Genomic DNA, 19,580 nt, shown 5'->3' with positions numbered 1-19,580 from the left:
TTTGAACGGGGCCGCATGATGCAAAACTTTGCCGGTGGAGCATTGTGCGGCCTGTTAGCGATGGTGAGACAACGCGAGTATTCCGCAGTTGTTCCAAGGCGTTTTTTCAACTTGGCATAAATAAAAAGGCCAGCCATTGACTGGCTGACCTTTCCGCCTCCCTGGCGGGTATCATTGGGGAGCCTGCACTATTAGCGCGCACAATTGCCCACGTGAACGACGATAGCGCAGGATTGAGGGCAGGGGTAACTCTGTTTGCCCAAGCGGTTAAGAGCATACTAAGTGGTTAACGGAACCCACGTCGCTGCTCAGGCGCCGGGCTGCTGATTGTGTTTGAACGATGTACAATATCGTGCACGAAATCGAGCCTTGGCAATCACGTTGGGACTGAGAACAAACGGATAGGCATCGGGATGCCCCATGGTGCGATTGAGATTGTTCAACAGCGACGCCAGCGGCACCCAATGTTGCATGATGGAAGCAAAATCGGGGACGGTGTAGGGATCAAAATTTGTGGGCATTGTTAATGTTTGGTCTGAGCCGGCACCAGACTGAATACCAAAGGCGCGAGCCATCTCGACCGTATCGACAATGTGCAAATAGTGCGCCCAGGTTTCGGCAAAATCTTCCCAGGGGTGGGCGCTTGCGTAGGCGCTGATATTATTGTCGGGCCAGGTGACGGGGGCACCGTTGGCATAATATTGGTCCAACGCGTGCTTGTAATCCTGTGAATCATCGCCGAAGAGGGTGCGGAACTGGTTCAATGCCGGTGTCTCTGAAACCAGTAAATCCCAGTAATGATGGCCGGTTTCGTGCCGAAAGTGACCCAGCAGGGTGCGATAGGGTTCACCCATGGCGCTACGGCGCTGTTCGCGCTCGGCGTCGTCGGCTTCGGCCAATGCGATTGTGATGACGCCATGGTCGTGGCCGGTCATTACCGGACGGGAATGGGCATTGCCTTGCGCCAGAAATTTGAAGCTCAAACCATGCGCTGGGTCCTGACTGCGGGTCGCAAGTGGTAAATTCAGACGCAGTAGCGAATAAAACAACCGCTTTTTGGCGTGTTCGATTGTCCGCCAGCGGCTAAGGTTGGTGGGATCGTCTATGTCGGGGATGGTCTGGTTGTGACGGCAGGCTAAACAGTAGATGTCACCATCCTCTTCTGCCTCGATCAACCAGTTGCACGCGGCATGGCGCGCATTGTCGCAGTAGATAAATGCCTTGTCGGCAAGTTGAGGACTGATCCATGTATGTTGGTTCTCAACCAGAGATAAAAGTTGGTTTGCTTGCGGATAGTAGCCCAGTTGGTGGCCACAACGCTGACACTGGGTATTTTCAAAATAGAGCGTGTTGCCGCAGTTGCTGCAAGTGAACAGTTTCATATGGAAGATTCCGGCTGAGTGGTGAGCATCAATGATTCAAGCTACGAGACGTTCCACCGCAATTTTATGCCACCACTATGCCGATGTGATGACCGATCAGGGTCCAAAGGATTAATTGGCAACCCGTCGGTCCTGTGCAACGCTATGGCTTGGTACCAACCGCGCAATGAGCAGCCAGATCAGAAACGGGAGAACGAGAATGGCCAATTACGTCCTCGCCTATCATGGTGGCAAAATGCCCGAAACACCCGAAGAAGGTGCCAAGGTCATGGAACAATGGAATGTGTGGATCAAGGGATTGGGCGATTCCATGGTAGATCCCGGCAATCCAGTGGGTATGTCGAAGACAGTCAGTGCCAAGGGGGTCACCAATGATGGCGGCGCCAATCCATTAAGTGGCTTTTCAATCGTCAAGGCTGAAAGCATCGACCAGGCTATCGAGTTTGGCAAAGGCTGTCCGCAGTTGGATGCTGGCGGTACAATTGAGGTGGCTGAAGTTATTGAAATGTAGCGAGCATCTGCGATTGCGATGACTTCCATGATGAGCCCGCCACCTGTGGCGGGCTTTGCCTTACCCCGTTTTAGATACTGCCGACGGTTTTCAGCTTGATGCGAGGGTGCACTTCGTTCTGACTCATGACCACGGTTTGGGGGCGGAATCGGTCAATGATCGAGCGAATATGCGGTCGCACCGAGGGCGAGGTGATAAGGACGGGAATTTCGCCCATTTGCGCGGCTTTCTCAAATCCTTGCTGAATGGCGGCGATGAATTGCTGCAACCGGGATGGCGCCATGGCCAGATGGCGGTTATCGCCGTCACCGACCATGGCTTCGGCAAAGTCTCGTTCCCACTGTGGCGATAGCGTCAATAGGGGCAGATTGCCATCGGGTCCAAGATTGGCGGCGCAAATCTGGCGCGACAGACGCGAGCGGATATGTTCGACAATGGTTTGCGTGGAGCGCCCGCCGCCAGCGATTTCGGCCAGTGCTTCGAGGATAGATGACAGATCGCGGATCGAGATTCGCTCATTGAGCAGCGATTGCAACACGCGCTGGATGCCCGACACGCTGATCAGGCCGGGTACAATGTCCTCGACCAGCTTTTGCTGTTCCTTGGGCAGGCCCGACAACAACGACTGCACGTTGGTGTAGCTCAAGAGATCGGCGACATTGGCCTTGAGCACTTCTGTCAGATGGGTCGAGATGACGGTCGAGGGATCAATGATCGATAGACCCTGGAGTTCGGCTTCGTCACGCAGCGCCGGATCGATCCAGGTCGCGGGCAGTCCGAATGTCGGCTCAGTGGTGTGATGTCCGGGCAGGCTGATCTGGTTGCCAGAGGGGTCCATGACCATCAGTTGATTGGCAAATATCTGGCCAGCCCCGGCCTCCACCTCCTTGATGCGGACTTTATAATCGTTTGGTTCGAGCCTGCATGTTGTCCAGAATGCGGACGGGGGGCATGACAAAGCCAAGATCGACGGCCATCTGGCGACGGAGTGCCTTGATCTGCTCGGTCAGGCGATCCGAACCATTTTCATCTTCCTTGACTAGCGAAAGCAGGCCATAGCCCAGTTCGAGTTTGAGTTCATCGATTTTTAGGCTGTCGCTGATTGGTGCTTCTGTTGGCTGGGCCGCCTCGGCCTCGCGAGCCTGCCTGTTCAGCCGGATTAGGCTGCAGCGCTGCAGCATCCCTCGCTTTCATTGAGCGGTAGGCCATGTAGCCGACGCCACCTGCCAGCGTGATAAAGGGAATAAACGGCATGCCGGGCAAGAATGCCAGAAGCGTCATAACCGCCGAGGACATGCCCAACGCCTTGGGATAGCCGGTAAACTGGCGTGCCAGGGCTTTGTCCGCTGACCCGGTTACGCCTGACTTGGACACCAGAATGCCCGCGGCCGTCGAAACGATCAGGGCGGGAATTTGCGAGACAAGTCCATCGCCAATGGTCAGGAGCGTATAAACATTACCCGCTTCGGAAAATGTCAAACCTTCTTGCATGACGCCAATGATCATGCCGGCAATGACATTGATAAAGGTGATGATCAGCCCGGCGATGGCGTCACCGCGCACGAATTTGGAGGCACCGTCCATGTTGCCGAAGAAGGCGCTTTCACCTTCTAGTTCGGCACGGCGGGACTTGGCCGTGTCCTCATCGATGAGACCAGCGCTCAGATCAGCGTCGATGGCCATCTGTTTGCCGGGCATGGCATCGAGGCTGAAGCGGGCCGCGACCTCGGCAATGCGCCCCGAACCCTTGGTAATGACGATAAAATTGACCACGACGAGAATAGCAAAAACCACGACGCCAATAATAAAATTGCCACGCATGATAAAATGGCCAAAGGCCTGAATGACATTGCCGGCGGCGTCGGTGCCGGTATGACCTTCTGACAGGATCAGGCGCGTTGTGGCCAGGTTCAGGCCGAGCCGCAACATTGTGGCGATCAGCAAGACGGTTGGGAAGGATGAGAATTCCAGCGGTTTTTGAATAAAGAGCGCGGTCATCATGATCATGACCGAGAAAACGATAGAAATGGCGAGCAGCCCGTCGAGCAGCATCGGTGGCATCGGCAGGATCAGAATGACGATTATCGCCATGACGCCGGTGGCGAGCGCGATGTCGCCAGACCGCAGCGTTGCTGAAACGGTCTGGAAGGAGGGTAATTTGAACCCGCCTAGTGGGCCATTGCCGGTTGGAATGTCAGCCACTTTATGGCTCCCTTACGCGACCGAGCGCTGTTCGCCGGGGCCAGGCACAGGTGTGCCCTCATCGGCATATTGGTTGAGCCTTGTTGCGCAGGGTGCGAATGGAAATACCCAGAATATTGGCCGCATGGGTGCGGTTGCCTAGTGTATGGTCGAGTGTATCCAGGATCAGATCACGTTCGACATCGGCGACTGTGCGCCCGACCATGGCACGCGACATGGTTTCAGCTGTCTGTGCCAATTGGGCCGACAGTGAATGAGCCGCCGTCGCTTCGTTCAACCCCGTGCCGTCGGGTAAGGAAATAGCATCTGGACCGATAATATCGGTCTGTGACAGCAGCACGGCACGATGGAGGGTGTTTTCCAACTCGCGCACATTGCCCGGCCAAGGGGCGCCGAGCAGGGCTGTATGAGCCTGAGGCGAAAGCGTGCGGGCGGGCAGGCCGTTGGCCTTGGCGTATTTGGCAACGAAATGGTCGGCCAGCGCGACGATATCACCTGGACGGTCTCGCAGGGCAGGCAGCTTCAAATTAACCACGTTGAGCCGGAACATCAGGTCCTCGCGGAACGAACCTTCGCGGACCGCTTCGTTCAGGTTGCGGTTGGAGGTGGCCAGAATGCGAATATCAACTGGCACTGGTTTGTTGCCGCCAACGCGATCTATCAGGCGCTCCTGAATGGCGCGCAAGAGTTTTGACTGTAGGCGGAAATCCATTTCCGAGATTTCGTCTAGCAGTAAGGTGCCGCCGTTGGCTTCCTCGAACTTACCAATGCGCCGCCCAATCGCGCCAGTGAATGCGCCCTTTTCGTGTCCGAAAAGTTCGCTTTCAAGCAGAGCCTCGGGAATGGCTGCGCAATTGATGGAAATGAAGGGCTTGGCGGCGCGTTTGGAATGGGCGTGGAGATATTTTGCGACAACCTCCTTGCCAGTACCGCTCTCGCCGGTGATCAGGACGCTGGCGTCGGAGCCGGCAATCTGGTCGGCCATTTTGACCACCCGTTCCATCGCCGGGTCGCGAAACAGGAACTCACTGGCATCACGCGCGACGGCGGCGATGACGGCGGCAATGAGATCCGCGTCGGGGGGAGCGGTATATATTCCTTGGCGCCGGCCCGGATGGCATTGACGGCGGCCGCGGCATTGGTTTCAACGCCGCAGGCGACCAGCGGAATGGCAATGCGCTCGGCGGCGAGCCCGGCGATCAGTCCGGCAATGTCCATCATAACATCGACGAGCAGCAGGTCGGCGCCGCGCCCGGCACGTAAGGTGGCCAGTGCAATTTCAATGGATGGGGCGTGCGCAACCTTGGCGCCGCCCTGCATTGCCAGCTTGGTTGCCTCGCTCAGTTGCCCTTCCAGTGCACCAACAATCAGTAATCGCATTATGATGCCCTCCTAGGCGGCTTTGATGACTTCGGTCATTGTGACGCCGAGGCGTCCCTCGACGAGGACGATTTCCCCGCGCGCTACCAATCGCTCATTGACATAGATTTCGACGGCCTCGCCGACCTGCCGGTTCAACTCGATGACCGTGCCCACATCCATTTTCAGCAGATTGGAAACCGGCATTTTGGTGCGCCCCAGGACGACAGAAATGCGGACGGGAACGTCGAAAACCGCCTCAAGATCGGCCGCGGATTTTTCCTGATATGGCTCGCTACCACCGCGCCGCGCCGATGGCGCCATCTCCTCGAGGTTCATGGGCTCCTGGGCTGTCACGTCATTGTCGAGCGTGCTGTCGGAATTACTCATTGCTCAGTCTCCTGGGGTGGGGTGCCGCTTCGGCTGGCAAGATAGGCATTTATGCGTTCATCGATTGATTGGGAGATGGCGTTAATATCGCGCACCAGACCGCCGTCGACCCACTCCAGTCTGCCGTCGCCGGGCTTCTGTTCGGGATCACCCATGACCACGAGCCTGCCGGTAAATCCTGAAGTTGTCATGTTTCCGGCGGCAATCTCGCGCACAGCATCCGCCACCTCTGGATGACAGCGAATGACCAGATGCGGCACGTCCTCAAGATTTGCCATGCATTCGGTGATCAGCGCCTCAAGTTCAGCGGTGGGCTGCTGTGACAACAGATTGGCAGCAAGTTTACGGCCAATGCTGGCCGCCAACTCAACCGCCTCGCGAAGATTGGTCTGGCTGGCCTGGTCTATGCTGGCGCTCATGGCGGCGGTTCGCTCGGCGATAGAGCCTGGCGGCGTTGGCGATGGTTGTTGCAGCTACCGCGGTGGCACTCTTTTCGCCCTCAGCAAGGCCTTGGGCATAAGCTTCCTCTCGCGCCTGTGCTACCAGTTGGCTGACCAGATTTTCCGGCACGTTCGGCTGGCGTGTGGACGAGTGCCCTCCAAGGTCGAGATCGAAGGTAAAGCGAGCGGGTGCGGCCATAACTACGCCACCATCTGTTCGTCAGAGTTGGACTTGACGATGATTATTTCGCCGCGTGCCGCCATATCCTTGGCAGTTGAGACCATGCGTCCTTGTGCTTCGTCGACATCCTTCAGGCGCACCGGCCCCATGGCTTCCATGTCGTCCTTGAGCAGTTTGGCGGCGCGTGCTGACATGTTCTCGAAGAAGAATTCCTTGACCTGTTCATTGGCCCCCTTGAGTGCCAGGGCAAGATCCTTCTTGTCCATTTTTTGCAGCAGCGTTTGAATGGCGGAGGCTTCAAGCCGCGACAGGTCTTCAAAGGTGAACATTAGTGCCTTGATGCGCTCGGCATCGTCGCGGCTATTCTCTTCGAGCGTTGTGAGGAAGCGGGCTTCGGTTTGGCGATCAAACGAGTTGAAGATCTCTGCCATCTGCTCGTGGCTGTCGCGTCGCTTGGCATGGCTCAAGGTCGACATGAACTCGGTCCGCAGGGTGGTTTCGATTTTTTCGAGGATTTCCTTTTGTACCGGATCGAGCCCGAGCATGCGCTGGACCACATCCATGGCCAATTCCTCAGGCAGGGCGGCCAACACCTTGCTGGCGTGGTCAGTGGCAATTTTGGACAGTACAACCGCAATGGTCTGCGGGTACTCGTTCTTGAGGTAGGTGGCCAGTACGTCTTCTTGCACGTTGGATAGCTTCTCCCACATGTTGCGACCGGCGGGGCCACGAATTTCTTCCATGATGGAATCGACCCTTTCAGCGGGCAGAAACGACAGGAGCAGGCGTTCGGTGGTGTCCGTATTGCCGGCCAAGGTTCCTGTTGTTGAAACGCTGGTAACAAATTCGATCATCAACTCGTCCAGCATCTGTTGGGTTATCGGTCCCAGACGCACCATTGCGCGCGACAGGCTTTTGACTTCGAGTTCATCCAATTCGTCGAATATCGGCTTGCCATAGTCCGGCCCAAGCGCCAGCAGCAGCGCCGCGGCTTTTTCGTCGCCGCTGAGGACGCGATATCGTGCGTCGGTGCCGACGACCAAACCTGCACCAGCGCCAGCGGCGGCAGACTGGGCGGGACTTGCGTTAGATTGTGAGACCAATGCCATGACTATTACGCCGCGTTACCAAGCCAGTCGCGCACGATAAGCGCGGCTTGCTTGGGGTTTTCTTCGACCAGTGAGCCAACCGTCTTTAGTGTCTGGGACTGGGATTCTCCCGCGGATTTGGCATTTGATACCCAATCCTGGGCAGGATCACTTTTACCCACCTGATCGGGTACCAGTTCGCCATCTGCGTTCATGACCGAATGATTGCCGACAGTGGCCCCCGAAGGGAGCGGCAGGACTTCGGTTTCGGGAGTCAGTACGCGCTTGAGAAGGGGCCGCATGACAAAGAACACCAGTGCCAAGGCTATCAGCAACGTAACCGCCATTTCCGCCCCGTTCATGATATCGTCGCGTGTAAAGTCCAACAGACCGCTGGAGCCTGTCACCGGGCAGGCTGAGGTCGGGACGTGATGCAAACTGCAGATTAACCACTTCGACCGTATCGCCGCGCGCTTCGCTATATCCAACAGCGGAGCGCACCAACGTGGTCAGTTGCGCGATTTGCTCTGGTGAACGCGGCGAATAGACCTGATTGCCCTGACCATCATCGCTATAGACGCCATCGACTACCACTGCGACCGAGAGGCGCTTGATGCTGCCCGCTTCGGTAACGGCTGTTTGTGTGACCTTTGAAATCTCGTAGTTGGTTACTTCCTGACTGTTACTGCCTTGTTCGGTAGCGCCGCCGGTGCCGTTATTCTGGCTGGCACCGGGCAGTTCATTGGCCACTGTAACCTGACCATCAGCGCCGCCGGAGAGGTTCTTGGATTCGCTGACTTGGGTCGAGCGGACAACCTGACCGTCGGGATCGAACTTTTCCGACGTAGTCGTTGAGCGATTATAATCCAGTTCGGCGCTGACTTCGACGCGCGCACGGCCGGGACCGACAACATTGGTCAGCATTTCCTCGACCCGCGATCGCATCTGGTTTTCATAGCCACGAGTTCGCTCGGCTGATTCCCCGGCAATGGCGCCCTCGCCAGTGTCGTCGCCGCCGGAGGCCAATAGCGTGCCTTTGTCATCGACGATCGAGATATTGGCCGGTGTCAGCCCTTCAATGGCCGAGGCAACAAGGTGCTGTACAGCACGAATTTCGCCCGATGACAGGTCACCGCGCACGCCCACTACGATCGAAGCCGAAGGCGACTGGGTCTGCCGACTGAACAGCTTACGCTCGGGCAGGACCAGATGCACCCGTGCGCTTTTGATCCGGGCCAGCGAGGTGATGGTGCGGGCGAGTTCGCCTTCCAGCGCACGCACATTGTTGATATTCTGAACAAAACTGGTCGCACCCAATGTGTTCTGCTGGTCAAAAATCTCGTAACCGACCTGGCCACGAGTTGGCAGGCCCGATCCAGCCAAATTCATGCGCAGGGTGGTAATCTGATCACGGGGCACCAAGATCGTGTCACCCTCTCCACGCAGTTCGAAGGGCACGTTCTGACTTTGCAGTTCGGTGACGATGGCGTTTGAATCTTCAAGGCTCAGCCCCGTATAGAGCGGGGCCAGTGTTGGGGTTGATGCCCGCATGACTAGGAAGGCGAAAAAGCCCAGCATCAGTACCGCAACGGTGGCCATGGCGGCAACGCGCGGCAGGCCTAGGCGGTTGAGAAATTGAGCCTATATTATTCACGCCTGCACTCTATTCCTGAACTGGGCAGCGCCTGCGGATTCGGGACACATCGCCATAGGCAAAAATTACCTAGCTGATGGTAAAGATTGTCTTAACCGTTGGAACCAGAATGCAAATTTCGGCAAAAAGTGCCGATCTGGTTAAGGGATTGATGAATCAATCGAATCAAAACCATCGGGCAAGACAAGCTCCTTTGACGTCGCGGAGACGAATAGGGAACGGGCATTCCAGAAACAGCAAAACCCGCCCGGGCATCCCCGGGCGGGTTTTGAACAGTCTGGGCTGGGAATTACCCCTTAGCCTTCGCGATAGTGCTGGATCCAGGTCGTGCGCAATCCGGCAAGCCCGTGCTTGTCGATGGCAGCCTGCCAGTTCAGAAACTCATCGACGCTGAGCGTATAGCGGGCGCAGGCCTCTTCGAGGCTCAACAGCCCACCGCGCACAGCGGCAACGACTTCTGCTTTACGGCGGATGACCCACCTCCGAGTATTTGTCGGAGGCAAATCTGCAATCGTGAGCGGACTTCCGTCCGGTCCGATAACGTACTTAACGCGTGGTCGCATCTGTACGGTCATTTTACTCTCTACTCAACCTGACCATAGTAGCCAAAGAGTAGGGTAATGAACTTAAAATAGCCCTAAGGGGAAACTTACAACAGGTTAAGAATGATCAGTGAATTCATATCATTGCGGAAATCTCTATGAGAGACGCGTAACGTCCTGTTTCCGCTTGAATCACAGCGCCGTGAGCAAATACTCACGGCGTAATTCAATGGCAGTTGACCTGTTTTGGGTCAGGTTCAGCTGTTGGGATCGGCGGACGTCGTTCCTGTCCCGGCGATTTTCACATTGGTTACGGACGACAGCTTGAGCCTTGGATTGTCCAACGGTAAGGACCGGCTCGGCACCCGAAAAATCGACGCCCGACACAATGCCGGTGGTGGAGGTGCTGATGGCAACATTCTGGCCAGCCAGATTTTTGCCGTCGATGGAAATGGTATAGGTCCCATCGGGTTTGATGGTGCCGTCCGAGCCTTTGCCATCCCAGAGGAAATTTCCCGGACCTTGGGCCAGTGAACCGGTTTCGGAATAAACCACGTTGCCTTGGGCGTCCTTGATCGTGACGATGGCGCTGGCGGCTTGTGCCTGGGCGTTGTAGGCCCACGTGGCACCACCATCCTTCAAGTCGGCCTGAACGCCTGCTGCGGTGACTTCCTTGCCAATATAGGAAACGGCATCAGTGTTGACCGAACTCTGGCTCGAAAGCATCAGCGATTCAAGAAACTTGTTGGTCTTGAGCCTGTTGTTCAACGCCGCTGAATTGTACCAGTTGCTGGGTGAACGCGTTGGTATCCATCGGGTCCAGCGGGTTCTGGTTCTTCAGTTGGGTGGTCAGGATATTGAGAAAGGTATCGAAATTGTCGGCAAGCCCGGCGCTCGACCCCGCTAACGAAGAGGACGAATTGACCGAGGTGGTGTTGGATACGCCGCTGATTGCCATGGGTTTCTCCTAAGCGAAAATGTTGATGCCGCTGGCAGACAGACTGCCACGGAATAGTTTGACACTCGGCGCCTGCAGTTCGTCGGGCGCTTCTGTGCTGAACACAGGCGTGGCGTCGCCCGATTGTTGGTTTTGCTGTTGACCGGAATTATTCTGGCGCAACGAGAACTCAAGGGTGGTTTTGCTCGAATCCAGACCGGCCTGTTGCAAGGCCTGCTGCAGGGCACGCTGATCCCGCTGCATCAGATCGAGTGTTTCGGCTTTATCAACGATCAGGCGCGCGTTGACGGCGCCGCCCTTGTCGATATCAAGCCGCACATCAACGCGTCCCAACTCGGCAGGGTCGAGGCGGATCTGGAAGCGCGAATTGCCATGCTGGACCTGTCGTACCATTTCAAAGGCAATCTGGGGCAGATTGATCTGCTGTTGATTGGTTTGATAAACCGTTGGCACAAGTCGCGCCGTTGCTGGCGCATCCTGACGCGCCGGCGGCTGGGCACCGATCTGGTTAGTATTGGTCGTCGGATCGGACTTGCCGTCTGTGGGAGCAGATTTGCTACCGACGCCAATTGCCTCGTGCGACTTCTTGTGGTCCGTGCCCGTCTCTCCGCCATCGGTCCTGGTATCAGCGCTATTTGCATGGGGCGTCGCCGCGGGTGTGCTGCTCGCTGTCGAACTGGCTGCATCGGCGGATTTTCCGCTCAGCGTTGATTGGGTGAGCCTTCAGGTTTGGCGTAGCGAGGACTGTCGCGGGCGCGTCGTGCCCCGATGTTGGCTTGAGGAGCCGGGTCAAGGCGTCTGCCAGTGCCGGGTCGAGCCTGGTTGTTGTCGTCGCGTCAAGTTCTGGCAAAACACCGGGCATCGCTTTGGCCGCACCAAGGTCACTGAGAAATGCCGCCAGTTTGGCGCCGAGCGCTTGAGTCTGACCTTTTCCATCGCCAAGTGATTGTGTGATAGGGGCCAAAACCTTGGCGAGTTGATCGGACAGGGTCGCATCAGCAGGCAGCGCTTGGGTCGTCAAAGCCGCAAGTTGTTCGGCGTTTAGTGGGTTGTCCAACGACAATCCGAACTTGTCCGCCAATTTCTCGAGCGCCTTGGCAATGGCATCGAGTTGTTCGGGCGTTGGTGTGTCGCCTTTGTCCAGGGTCGCGCGCAAATCGCTCAGGTCATCAATCAAGCGCGTTAGATCGGCGTCGGGTGGGGCGTTGTTTTCAATTGGCTTTGGTGCCTCAATCGAAGCGGCGGTCGGATTTGCGTCCGGGCGTTTGTCATGCGCGTCGGGTTGTGTTGTCGCGGCTGATGCGCTTTTGGGCGATGGTGCCTCGCCTCGGTCCGGTGGCGGCAATAAGGCCGCAAATTTGTCTACCATGTCGCTCGCAGCCGCGACGGTGCGATCCAGTGTGGCGCCGGACTGCCTTGCCGTTGATATATTGTAGGTGGAATTGACCTGCGACACGGATGGCCCTTTGGCTGAAATGATCCACGCCATACCAAGCAAGGAGCCTTGCCAACTAGCGTAAGAATATATTTGTTGTGTAAAAACAATGGTATACGTAATTTCATACCTCGACTACAAATGCGGCGTGCGGGCACATTTGGCCTGAATTCATTCTCAGGCGGCAAAAGCTGCCGGGCGATCGGGTGCTTGCCCTGACTGACCGGCTGGCGTAAAAGCGCGGTTCCGCTGGCCCTTGAACCCAACCGGAAGAGAGAAATGTTGAACTCGCTTGATATTGCCAAGCGCCCCGAAGATACGCGTGTTGTTGTCGCGATGTCCGGTGGCGTTGATTCCTCTGTTGTTGCCGGTGTGCTGGCCCGTCAGGGCTATGATGTGCTCGGCGTTACCCTGCAACTCTATGATCACGGTGAGGCCACCCATCGCAAGGGCGCCTGTTGCGCTGGACAGGATATTCATGACGCGCGCCGGGTTGCAGCAGCGTTGGATATTCCACACTATGTTCTCGACTATGAGCAGCGCTTCAAGAATGCGGTGATCACCCCATTTGCCAACGCCTATCAGCAGGGGGAGACCCCGGTGCCGTGCATTGCCTGCAACCAGTCGGTCAAGTTTGTAGACTTGATGGCAGTGGCGCAAGATCTTGGTGCTGATGCGCTGGCCACCGGGCACTATGTACAAAGCCGGTTGGGTGAGGATGGCCAGCGCCAACTGTTCCGCCCAGTTGATGCCGAGCGGGACCAGACCTACTTCCTGTTTGCGACGACCCAAGAGCAGTTGGCGTATTTACGCTTTCCGCTTGGAGGTCTGAGCAAGGCCGAGGTGCGCGAATTGGCGCGTGACATGGGTCTTGAGATTGCTGAAAAGCATGACAGCCAGGACATTTGTTTTGTGCCACAAGGTAAATATGCCGACATTATTCGCAAAATGCATCCCGAGGCGATTCAGCAGGGTGAGATAGTGCACATGGACGGGCGCGTGCTCGGCACCCATGAGGGCATTGTCAATTACACAGTTGGGCAGCGTCGGGGGCTGGGCATTGCCGCTAGCGATCCACTTTACGTGGTCAAGCTTGAGCATAGGGACAGTCGTGTGATTGTCGGGCCTCGCGAGGCGCTGAAGACACAGACCGTGCGCTTGCGTGACGTCAATTGGTTGGGACCACAGCAACTGGAAGCGATGGCGGCCGGAAATGGTGTGCCGGTTGAAGTCAAGGTGCGTTCAACGCGAAGTCCGCAACCAGCGGTCATCCAGATGCGCGAGAATGGTGTCTATGTTACGCTCGTCGAGGGCGAATATGGGGTATCGCCCGGGCAGGCGTGCGTGTTTTATGCCGATGATACACCGACATCAGAAGTGTGGGGCGGCGGCTTTATTGCTGAGGCGGTGCCGATGGCGCTGGCTGGCTAGTTTCAATAGCCTTCTTGGCGGCAATTTCTGCGTCATATTGATCGTTGTCCTGCCAGGTACGGAAGCTGGCGATGATTGTTGAACCGATCATCACAAGTGCTAACAGGCCCAAAACTGACAGAAAAATTCGAGCCTTGCAGTTTGTTGTTGGACTGCCTGTTGGACATAGTGTGACTCCCTTGACGCCGGCTCAGCGCCGGCCCCAAGCCACCAGATGACGCCAATTGCATCATAGTGCAACAGGCGGGGATGCGACAAATTCCGCATTCGGCACATTTTTTCCAAGGATAGTTTGGCCGCGGACGTCCTAAAGTTACGATTGCCAGTTTGCGGTCGCGTGTGATCATGATCTGAGAACAATAGCTGACCATGTTGACGGCCTGGGGATCAAATTTGGACGAGGCTGGACCGATAGAAAAGCCCGAAGCGATCTCAAATGAGGCGCTGATTGATGATCTGGTTCGGCGCGCCCAAGCCGGGGAGGCCGATGCATTTGGCCAAATTCTTGCCCACCATTATGACCAGATCTATCGAACCGCTTACAAATGGTGCGGCGACAAGGCGGATGCGGAGGACGTGACACAGGATGTATGCGTAAAACTTGGTAGTGCCATTGGCTCGTTTGACGGGCGAGCGCGGTTTTCCAGCTGGCTCTATCGGGTTGTGCTCAACAGCGTGCGGGATTTACAGCGGGCACGAGCGAGACGCGTACGGCATGTGGATGCGTTGGCGCAGGTCAGCGCGCATCAGACACCGCCGGATCAGGAGGCGTCGGCGACCGCCAGTCAACTCTGGAAGGCGGTGCGAACCCTGCCTGAAAACCAGCGTGATGCCGTACTGCTGGTTTATGCCGAGGAATTAAGTCATGCCGCTGCGGCCAGGATAATGGCATGTCGTGAGGCCACGGTCTCCTGGTATGTCCATGAGGCCCGCAAGACGCTCAAGGGGCTGTTATGAGCCAGGATAACCACAACGACAAGCTCGACGCCTTGCGAAGGGTCGATATCCCCGAGCCCTCGGCAGCGGCACGTCAGCGAGCCTTTAGCGTCCGGCGCGGCGGCGTTTTCGGCTGCCCAAAAGCAAGAGTCAGAAAAAATTCTGCGCCGCTCCAAGGAAATCCTGTGGCGCAGCGTCTTAGGTCCATAATCACTTCCTTGAAGGGAATTTCGATCATGGATCTGCGTATTACGGTAGGCGCCGCCGCACTGGCGCTCATATTGGCCCCCCTTGGCTACCAGTTGTATTCAAGCACCGCTCTGACGCCGCCAAAGGACGAACCGGTTGGCGCGCGCACTACGGGTGCGCCGGCGCCAGAGTCGGAGGCGCCCGCAATATCGCGGCTGCAGGAACAGGATGCTCGTGCCAAGACTGAGCCAACGCCAACGGCGACGCCGACCCCAGCACCCGCAGAGGCAGTCGTCAGCAGCGAACCACGCCAAGCTCGCAAGATGGCCGCTGATAGCGGTGCGATGAATGATATGGCAGCGCCGGCCGTGGAGTTGGCAAAGCCATCCGCAGCTGAGTCAATGGGGTTCAGTAACACGGTGGTTGCCGCGCCGTCGGGGTCAGTTGCAGTGTATGGAGGCGCTGTGGCACCCACACAATTGAGTGGTGACAGCTTTGCCTCATTTGATGAGTCTCCGGTCAAACTGGTGAGTACCGATCCGGTTTCGACCTTTTCAATAGATGTGGATACCGCCTCCTACTCATATGTCCGCCGCATGCTCGAAGACGGTATGGTCCCGCCGCCCGATGCGGTGCGGATCGAGGAAATGCTGAATTACTTTCCCTATGATTATGCCGCTCCCGAAAGCGCGGCGATGCCGTTCAAGCCCAGCATTGGGATCTATCCGGCGCCATGGAGTGCGAAGAACCAGATCGTACAGATCGGTATCAAGGGCTATGTGCCGCCTGCGACGTCGAAAAGTGCGGCCAATCTGGTATTCCTGATCGACACGTCGGGATCAATGGATGCGCCCGACAAGCTGCCGTTGCTCAAACGCGCGTTCGGGCTGCTGCTCGATCAATTGTCGTCCGATGACACTGTCGCCATTGTAACATATGCCGGTTCGGCTGGCGTCGCACTTGAGCCTACATCCGCTGGCGAAAAGAGCACTATTCTGGCCTCGCTCGATCGGTTGGCGGCAGGCGGCAGCACGGCTGGCGCTGATGGCATTGAACTGGCTTATCAATTGGCTGAGGAGCACAAGCTGACCGATGGTACCAATCGCGTCATTTTGGCGACGGATGGAGACTTTAATGTCGGGATCAGCGATCCGGACGATCTGGAAGATTTTATCAAAACCCAACGGCAAAGTGGCATTTCGCTGTCGGTGCTTGGTTTTGGTCGGGGCAACCTTGATGATGCAACAATGCAGGCGCTGGCGCAGAACGGCAACGGCAATGCCAGCTACATTTCGAACTTCAAGGAAGCACGCAAAGTTTTGGTCAGCGAGGTTGGTGGGACGCTCCAGACCATAGCGCAGGACGTTAAGATCCAGGTTGAGTTCAATCCCGCCATGGTATCCGAGTACCGTTTGATTGGCTATGAAACACGGGCACTCAATCGCGAGGATTTCAACAATGACGCGGTGGATGCTGGCGACATCGGCGCCGGGCATACAGTAACGGCGCTTTATGAAATAACTCCGGCTGGATCCGGTGGTGGGCTGGTTGATCCGCTACGTTACGAGAACGAACAGGCACCATCTGCGAATACCAGCGATGAAATCGGATTTCTCAAGATGCGATACAAATTGCCGGGTGAACAGGTAAGCCAATTGATTGAGCAGTCGATTACACCGGACCTTGTATATGACACGATAGAAGACGCACCCACCGAGATGCGGTTCGCCGCGTCGGTTGCGGCATTTGGACAAAAACTCAAGGGTTCGCAATATGGTGCGATGGATTGGGACGCGATCAGGTCGCTGTCGCAATCGGGGCGCGGGGCGATCCGGACGGCTATCGGGCGGAATTCGTAAATCTTGTCGGTATCGCGTCGGTTCTGCTACCAGATGCGCCCCCACCCGCTAGCGTCCGCTAATGTACTGCCCCAGCCTTGGTTGGGGCAGTCGTACGACACCGCATGCGGACAAAAGTGCACATAACGGCCAGAACTGACGCGACATCGATATTGTTATGGTTTGCAACATTTTGGCGGTTTGGTCCACGTTGGGAGAGAGTTGATATGCGGCCAAAATTGGCATTCGCGATGGCGCGGGCCGGCACCAAATTTGTCCTCGACGATCAGGCGATGAATCGGCTTGGTCGACTTTGCGATATTGTATCGGGCGATTATATCGAGGATTTTGCGACGCCAGCTTCTCGGCAAATTCTCCGCGAGGCCAATATATTAATGACCGGCTGGGGCTGCCCGCGCATTGACTCCGATGTATTGGCAATGACCCCACGTTTGCAACTTGTTGCCCATGCGGCGGGTACGATCAAACCGTTGCTCGATCCGGCGGTATTTGCGGCGGGCGTCGCAGTCACTAGTGCGGTGGACGCCAATGCGACGCCCGTAGCCGAATTTACACTTGCCGCCATCCTGTTCGCCAATAAACGCGTGTTCGAGTTTCGCGACCTATATCGTCGCGATCCCGACCGTGGCAGCAGTCGGGCGCTGATGGATCAGCCGATCGGCAACTACAAGCGCACCATAGGACTGGTCGGCGCATCACGCATCGGACGTAAGGTTGCCAATCTGTTGCGGGCGTTTGACTATACCGTCCTGATATTCGATCCTTATATTGATAGCATAGACCCGATCGGCCAAAGCTGCGAAATCGTGGCGCTTGATGCGTTACTTGAGCGATCCGACATCGTATCGCTGCATGCGCCCAGCCTGCCGACTACCCGGCACATGATCGGCCCAGCGGAGCCTGGCACGGATGGGTGATGGCACAACCTTGATCAACACCGCGCGCGGCGCACTTGTCGATGAAACAGCGCTAATTACCGAACTGACCAGCGGACGGCTGCATGCAGTTATCGATGTGACTGAGCCGGAGATCGCCGCCAAAAATTCTATGCTTCATAGCCTGCCTAATATTTTTCTGACGCCGCACATTGCCGGAGCGGTGGGTGTCGAGCGGTCACGCTTGGGCGTCTCCATGGTGGACGAGATCGAGCGTTTTATCGCCGGATTGCCACTTCAGCATGCTGTGGCCTTGGCAACACTTGATCGAATGGCCTGACGGTTGGGTGACGCGAGAGGAAAAAGTATGAGCAAGTCAGCGCTGATTGTTTTTGGCGGGATGGAACTTCACACGCCCAAGCGAAGCGCCGAAGTTACGGCAAAATTGCTGGAGGAATGCGATTTTCGCGCCACAGTTACTGACGACTATCGTGCATTGGGCGCTGATGATGTCGGCCAACATGACCTGATTGTACCGGTCATCACGGATGGTCAGTTGGAGAAATCAAGAATGGCCAATCTGGTGGCCGCGGTGCAAGCGGGCACCGGCCTTGCCGGTTTTCACATGGGCCTGGCTACCAGCTTTCGCGACAGCGTGCCATTTCGATATGCCGCCAGTTGTTACTGGGTATCGCACCCGGGCGGCATAATTCCCTACCGAGTCGAAAACGTCGCGCCCGAGCATGAAATCATGGCGGGTATCGACAGTTTCGAGCATGTCTCCGAGCAATATTATTTGAACTTTGATCCGGCGGTTGAAGTGCTTGCGACAACGGTATTTTCGGGTGAGGTGCATCCATGGCGCAAGAATGTGACCATGCCGGTGGTTTTCACCACCCGGCACGGCGAGGGGCGGGTGTTCTATTCGTCGCTCGGGCACAGGGCTGATGAATTGGCTCTCCCGCAGGTTCGCACGATATTGCAGCGCGGGCTGCTGTGGGCGGCGCGTTCATAGTGACAGGAGAAGGGGCGATGTTGACACTCTTCTCCTGTAGCTCTCTTAAACCAACGGCTTCAGGTTGGCTTCGATGCTGCTGCGACGCGCTTCAAGGAATGGCGGCAGCGACAGGGTTTCGCCCAGGCTTTCCAGTGGCTCGTCGGTCGCAAATCCGGGTCCGTCGGTGGCGATTTCAAACAGCACTCCATTGGGTTCGCGGAAATAGAGCGAAGTGAAATAGTAGCGCTCTACCTCGCCACTCGAGGGCAGACCAAGTTCACCAACCCGTCGCACCCATTGGCGAAGTGTATCCTTGTTTTCGGTTCGGAAGGCGACATGATGCACGCCGCCTGCGCCTGGACGCGTTACTGGCATTGTTGGATCTACTGCAACATGCAATTCAGCCGATGGACCACCTTCGCCCATTTCAAATACATGGGTCTCCCCGGTGGTGCTTGTTGCTGTGTGAGTGCGTATTTTGCGCATATTCATCACCTCGGTGAGTACGGCTTCGGTCCGGTCGAGCCGTGGAACGGTTATGGTGATGGGACCAAGCCCGATGATTTGACGCTCTACCGGAATCGGGCTGTTGGCCCACGGCTTGACCGTGTTGGCTGTGTCAATCACCATGCGGAAGCGCTGTCCTTCGGCGTCCTCGAAATCGAGCGACTGGTGTCCGGCTCGTTCCTTGATCGCGCTGGTGCCAACATTATTGTTCTGAAGGTGATCTTTCCACCACTTGAGCGACTCCTCGCTGTCGACCCGCAGGCCTGTACGGGTTACGGCATTGTTGCCGCGCCGTTCGCGCGCCGTATCGAAGTCGAAGAAGGTCAGGTCGGCACCAGGGGAAGCAACACCATCGCCGTAAAACAGATGGTATGCGGTGGTCTCGTCCTGATTGACGGTCTTTTTTATAAGCCGCATGCCCAGCGTTTTGGTGTAAAATTTCAAGTTCGCTACTGGCCGAGCGGTTACGGCGGTGAGATGATGAATTCCCTTGAGATTAAGTGTCATGGCTTTACTCCGTTTGGTGGCGCAGCTGTTGACGCCGTTGGTGCATGAGGTGAAAATAGGTGGGCGGCACAGGGACGACGAGTGGGCAAAGGACGACAAACTGTTGTAATAAGGCGAACGGTTAGTAGTGGTCGTTC

At 56.7% G+C, this 19,580-nt stretch carries 18 protein-coding genes and 3 pseudogenes; 6 read left to right on the top strand and 15 right to left on the bottom strand.

Features of this window, described 5'->3' with window-relative positions; all coding sequences use genetic code 11:
• Positions 1 to 308: 308 nt before the first annotated feature.
• Complete coding sequence (locus PSQ19_RS09510; protein WP_282220578.1) at positions 309 to 1,382, bottom strand: zinc-binding metallopeptidase family protein; 1,074 nt, start codon at positions 1,380 to 1,382, stop codon at positions 309 to 311.
• Positions 1,383 to 1,581: 199 nt separating this feature from the next.
• On the opposite strand from PSQ19_RS09510, the gene PSQ19_RS09505 reads away from it, so the two are divergent.
• Positions 1,582 to 1,893: a YciI family protein gene (locus tag PSQ19_RS09505; RefSeq protein WP_282220577.1), complete on the top strand. Its 312-nt coding sequence runs from the start codon at positions 1,582 to 1,584 to the stop codon at positions 1,891 to 1,893.
• A 70-nt stretch (positions 1,894 to 1,963) separates the two neighbouring features.
• Here the strand turns inward: PSQ19_RS09505 and flhA are convergent.
• The 13 genes and pseudogenes from flhA to PSQ19_RS09445 all read right to left on the bottom strand — a co-directional run bounded on the left by flhA (position 1,964) and on the right by PSQ19_RS09445 (position 12,196).
• Positions 1,964 to 4,095: pseudogene (gene flhA / locus PSQ19_RS09500) on the bottom strand (flagellar biosynthesis protein FlhA).
• Between the two features lie 12 nt (positions 4,096 to 4,107).
• A pseudogene (gene flbD / locus PSQ19_RS09495) lies at positions 4,108 to 5,475 on the bottom strand (sigma-54-dependent transcriptional regulator FlbD).
• 12 nt (positions 5,476 to 5,487) lie between these two features.
• Positions 5,488 to 5,778 carry a flagellar motor switch protein FliN gene (fliN, locus tag PSQ19_RS09490; RefSeq protein ID WP_282220661.1) on the bottom strand — a complete coding sequence of 97 codons (291 nt, stop codon included), beginning with the start codon at positions 5,776 to 5,778 and terminating at the stop codon, positions 5,488 to 5,490.
• Positions 5,779 to 5,840: 62 nt separating this feature from the next.
• Positions 5,841 to 6,263: a FliH/SctL family protein gene (locus PSQ19_RS09485; RefSeq protein ID WP_282220576.1), complete on the bottom strand. Its 423-nt coding sequence runs from the start codon at positions 6,261 to 6,263 to the stop codon at positions 5,841 to 5,843.
• Positions 6,211 to 6,483: a FliH/SctL family protein gene (locus tag PSQ19_RS09480; RefSeq protein ID WP_282220575.1), complete on the bottom strand. Its 273-nt coding sequence runs from the start codon at positions 6,481 to 6,483 to the stop codon at positions 6,211 to 6,213. The genes PSQ19_RS09485 and PSQ19_RS09480 overlap by 53 nt, the downstream gene beginning before the upstream one ends.
• A 2-nt stretch (positions 6,484 to 6,485) precedes the next feature.
• A complete protein-coding gene (gene fliG / locus PSQ19_RS09475; RefSeq protein WP_282220574.1) occupies positions 6,486 to 7,574 on the bottom strand; it encodes a flagellar motor switch protein FliG in 1,089 nt (362 codons plus the stop codon).
• Between the two features lie 5 nt (positions 7,575 to 7,579).
• Positions 7,580 to 7,768, bottom strand: coding sequence for a hypothetical protein (locus PSQ19_RS19370; protein WP_328517755.1), 189 nt, complete (start codon positions 7,766 to 7,768; stop codon positions 7,580 to 7,582).
• Entirely contained in the window at positions 7,728 to 9,152 is a 1,425-nt protein-coding gene (gene fliF / locus PSQ19_RS09470; RefSeq protein WP_328517754.1) for a flagellar basal-body MS-ring/collar protein FliF, read from the bottom strand. Before fliF ends, PSQ19_RS19370 begins: the two co-directional genes overlap by 41 nt.
• A gap of 351 nt (positions 9,153 to 9,503) precedes the next feature.
• Positions 9,504 to 9,782: a CtrA inhibitor SciP gene (gene sciP / locus PSQ19_RS09465; protein ID WP_282210485.1), complete on the bottom strand. Its 279-nt coding sequence runs from the start codon at positions 9,780 to 9,782 to the stop codon at positions 9,504 to 9,506.
• A gap of 159 nt (positions 9,783 to 9,941) precedes the next feature.
• Positions 9,942 to 10,517, bottom strand: coding sequence for a flagellar hook assembly protein FlgD (locus tag PSQ19_RS09460; protein ID WP_282220573.1), 576 nt, complete (start codon positions 10,515 to 10,517; stop codon positions 9,942 to 9,944).
• Positions 10,483 to 10,707, bottom strand: a complete 225-nt coding sequence (locus tag PSQ19_RS09455; protein WP_282220572.1) for a flagellar hook capping FlgD N-terminal domain-containing protein — start codon at positions 10,705 to 10,707, stop codon at positions 10,483 to 10,485. The genes PSQ19_RS09460 and PSQ19_RS09455 overlap by 35 nt, the downstream gene beginning before the upstream one ends.
• Before the next feature lie 9 nt (positions 10,708 to 10,716).
• On the bottom strand, positions 10,717 to 11,160 hold the full coding sequence (locus tag PSQ19_RS09450) for a flagellar hook-length control protein FliK (RefSeq protein WP_282220571.1): 444 nt from the start codon (positions 11,158 to 11,160) through the stop codon (positions 10,717 to 10,719).
• 178 nt (positions 11,161 to 11,338) lie between these two features.
• On the bottom strand, positions 11,339 to 12,196 hold the full coding sequence (locus PSQ19_RS09445; protein WP_282220570.1) for a hypothetical protein: 858 nt from the start codon (positions 12,194 to 12,196) through the stop codon (positions 11,339 to 11,341).
• Between the two features lie 228 nt (positions 12,197 to 12,424).
• On the opposite strand from PSQ19_RS09445, the gene mnmA reads away from it, so the two are divergent.
• The 5 genes and pseudogenes from mnmA (at position 12,425) to PSQ19_RS09420 (ending at position 18,447) form a co-directional block, all read left to right on the top strand.
• Positions 12,425 to 13,573 (top strand): tRNA 2-thiouridine(34) synthase MnmA, encoded by a 1,149-nt coding sequence (gene mnmA, locus PSQ19_RS09440; RefSeq protein ID WP_328517763.1) that lies wholly within the window; start codon positions 12,425 to 12,427, stop codon positions 13,571 to 13,573.
• A 393-nt stretch (positions 13,574 to 13,966) separates the two neighbouring features.
• Entirely contained in the window at positions 13,967 to 14,530 is a 564-nt protein-coding gene (locus tag PSQ19_RS09435) for an RNA polymerase sigma factor (protein WP_407649126.1), read from the top strand.
• 215 nt (positions 14,531 to 14,745) lie between these two features.
• Positions 14,746 to 16,557, top strand: a complete 1,812-nt coding sequence (locus PSQ19_RS09430; RefSeq protein WP_282220569.1) for a vWA domain-containing protein — start codon at positions 14,746 to 14,748, stop codon at positions 16,555 to 16,557.
• A gap of 206 nt (positions 16,558 to 16,763) precedes the next feature.
• Positions 16,764 to 17,772: pseudogene (locus PSQ19_RS09425) on the top strand (hydroxyacid dehydrogenase).
• 27 nt (positions 17,773 to 17,799) lie between these two features.
• The gene (locus PSQ19_RS09420) at positions 17,800 to 18,447 is read left to right on the top strand and encodes a ThuA domain-containing protein (protein ID WP_282220568.1); all 648 of its coding nucleotides are present in this window, start codon (positions 17,800 to 17,802) and stop codon (positions 18,445 to 18,447) included.
• Positions 18,448 to 18,492: 45 nt separating this feature from the next.
• Here PSQ19_RS09420 and PSQ19_RS09415 read toward each other — a convergent pair whose 3' ends face one another.
• On the bottom strand, positions 18,493 to 19,443 hold the full coding sequence (locus PSQ19_RS09415; protein ID WP_282220567.1) for a ring-cleaving dioxygenase: 951 nt from the start codon (positions 19,441 to 19,443) through the stop codon (positions 18,493 to 18,495).
• Positions 19,444 to 19,580 lie beyond the last annotated feature (137 nt).

The organism is Devosia algicola, assembly GCF_028816455.1.
GTDB lineage: Bacteria > Pseudomonadota > Alphaproteobacteria > Rhizobiales > Devosiaceae > Devosia > Devosia algicola.
Note: the sequence above shows the minus strand (reverse complement) of the source record. Positions and strands in the feature narration are given on the sequence as shown.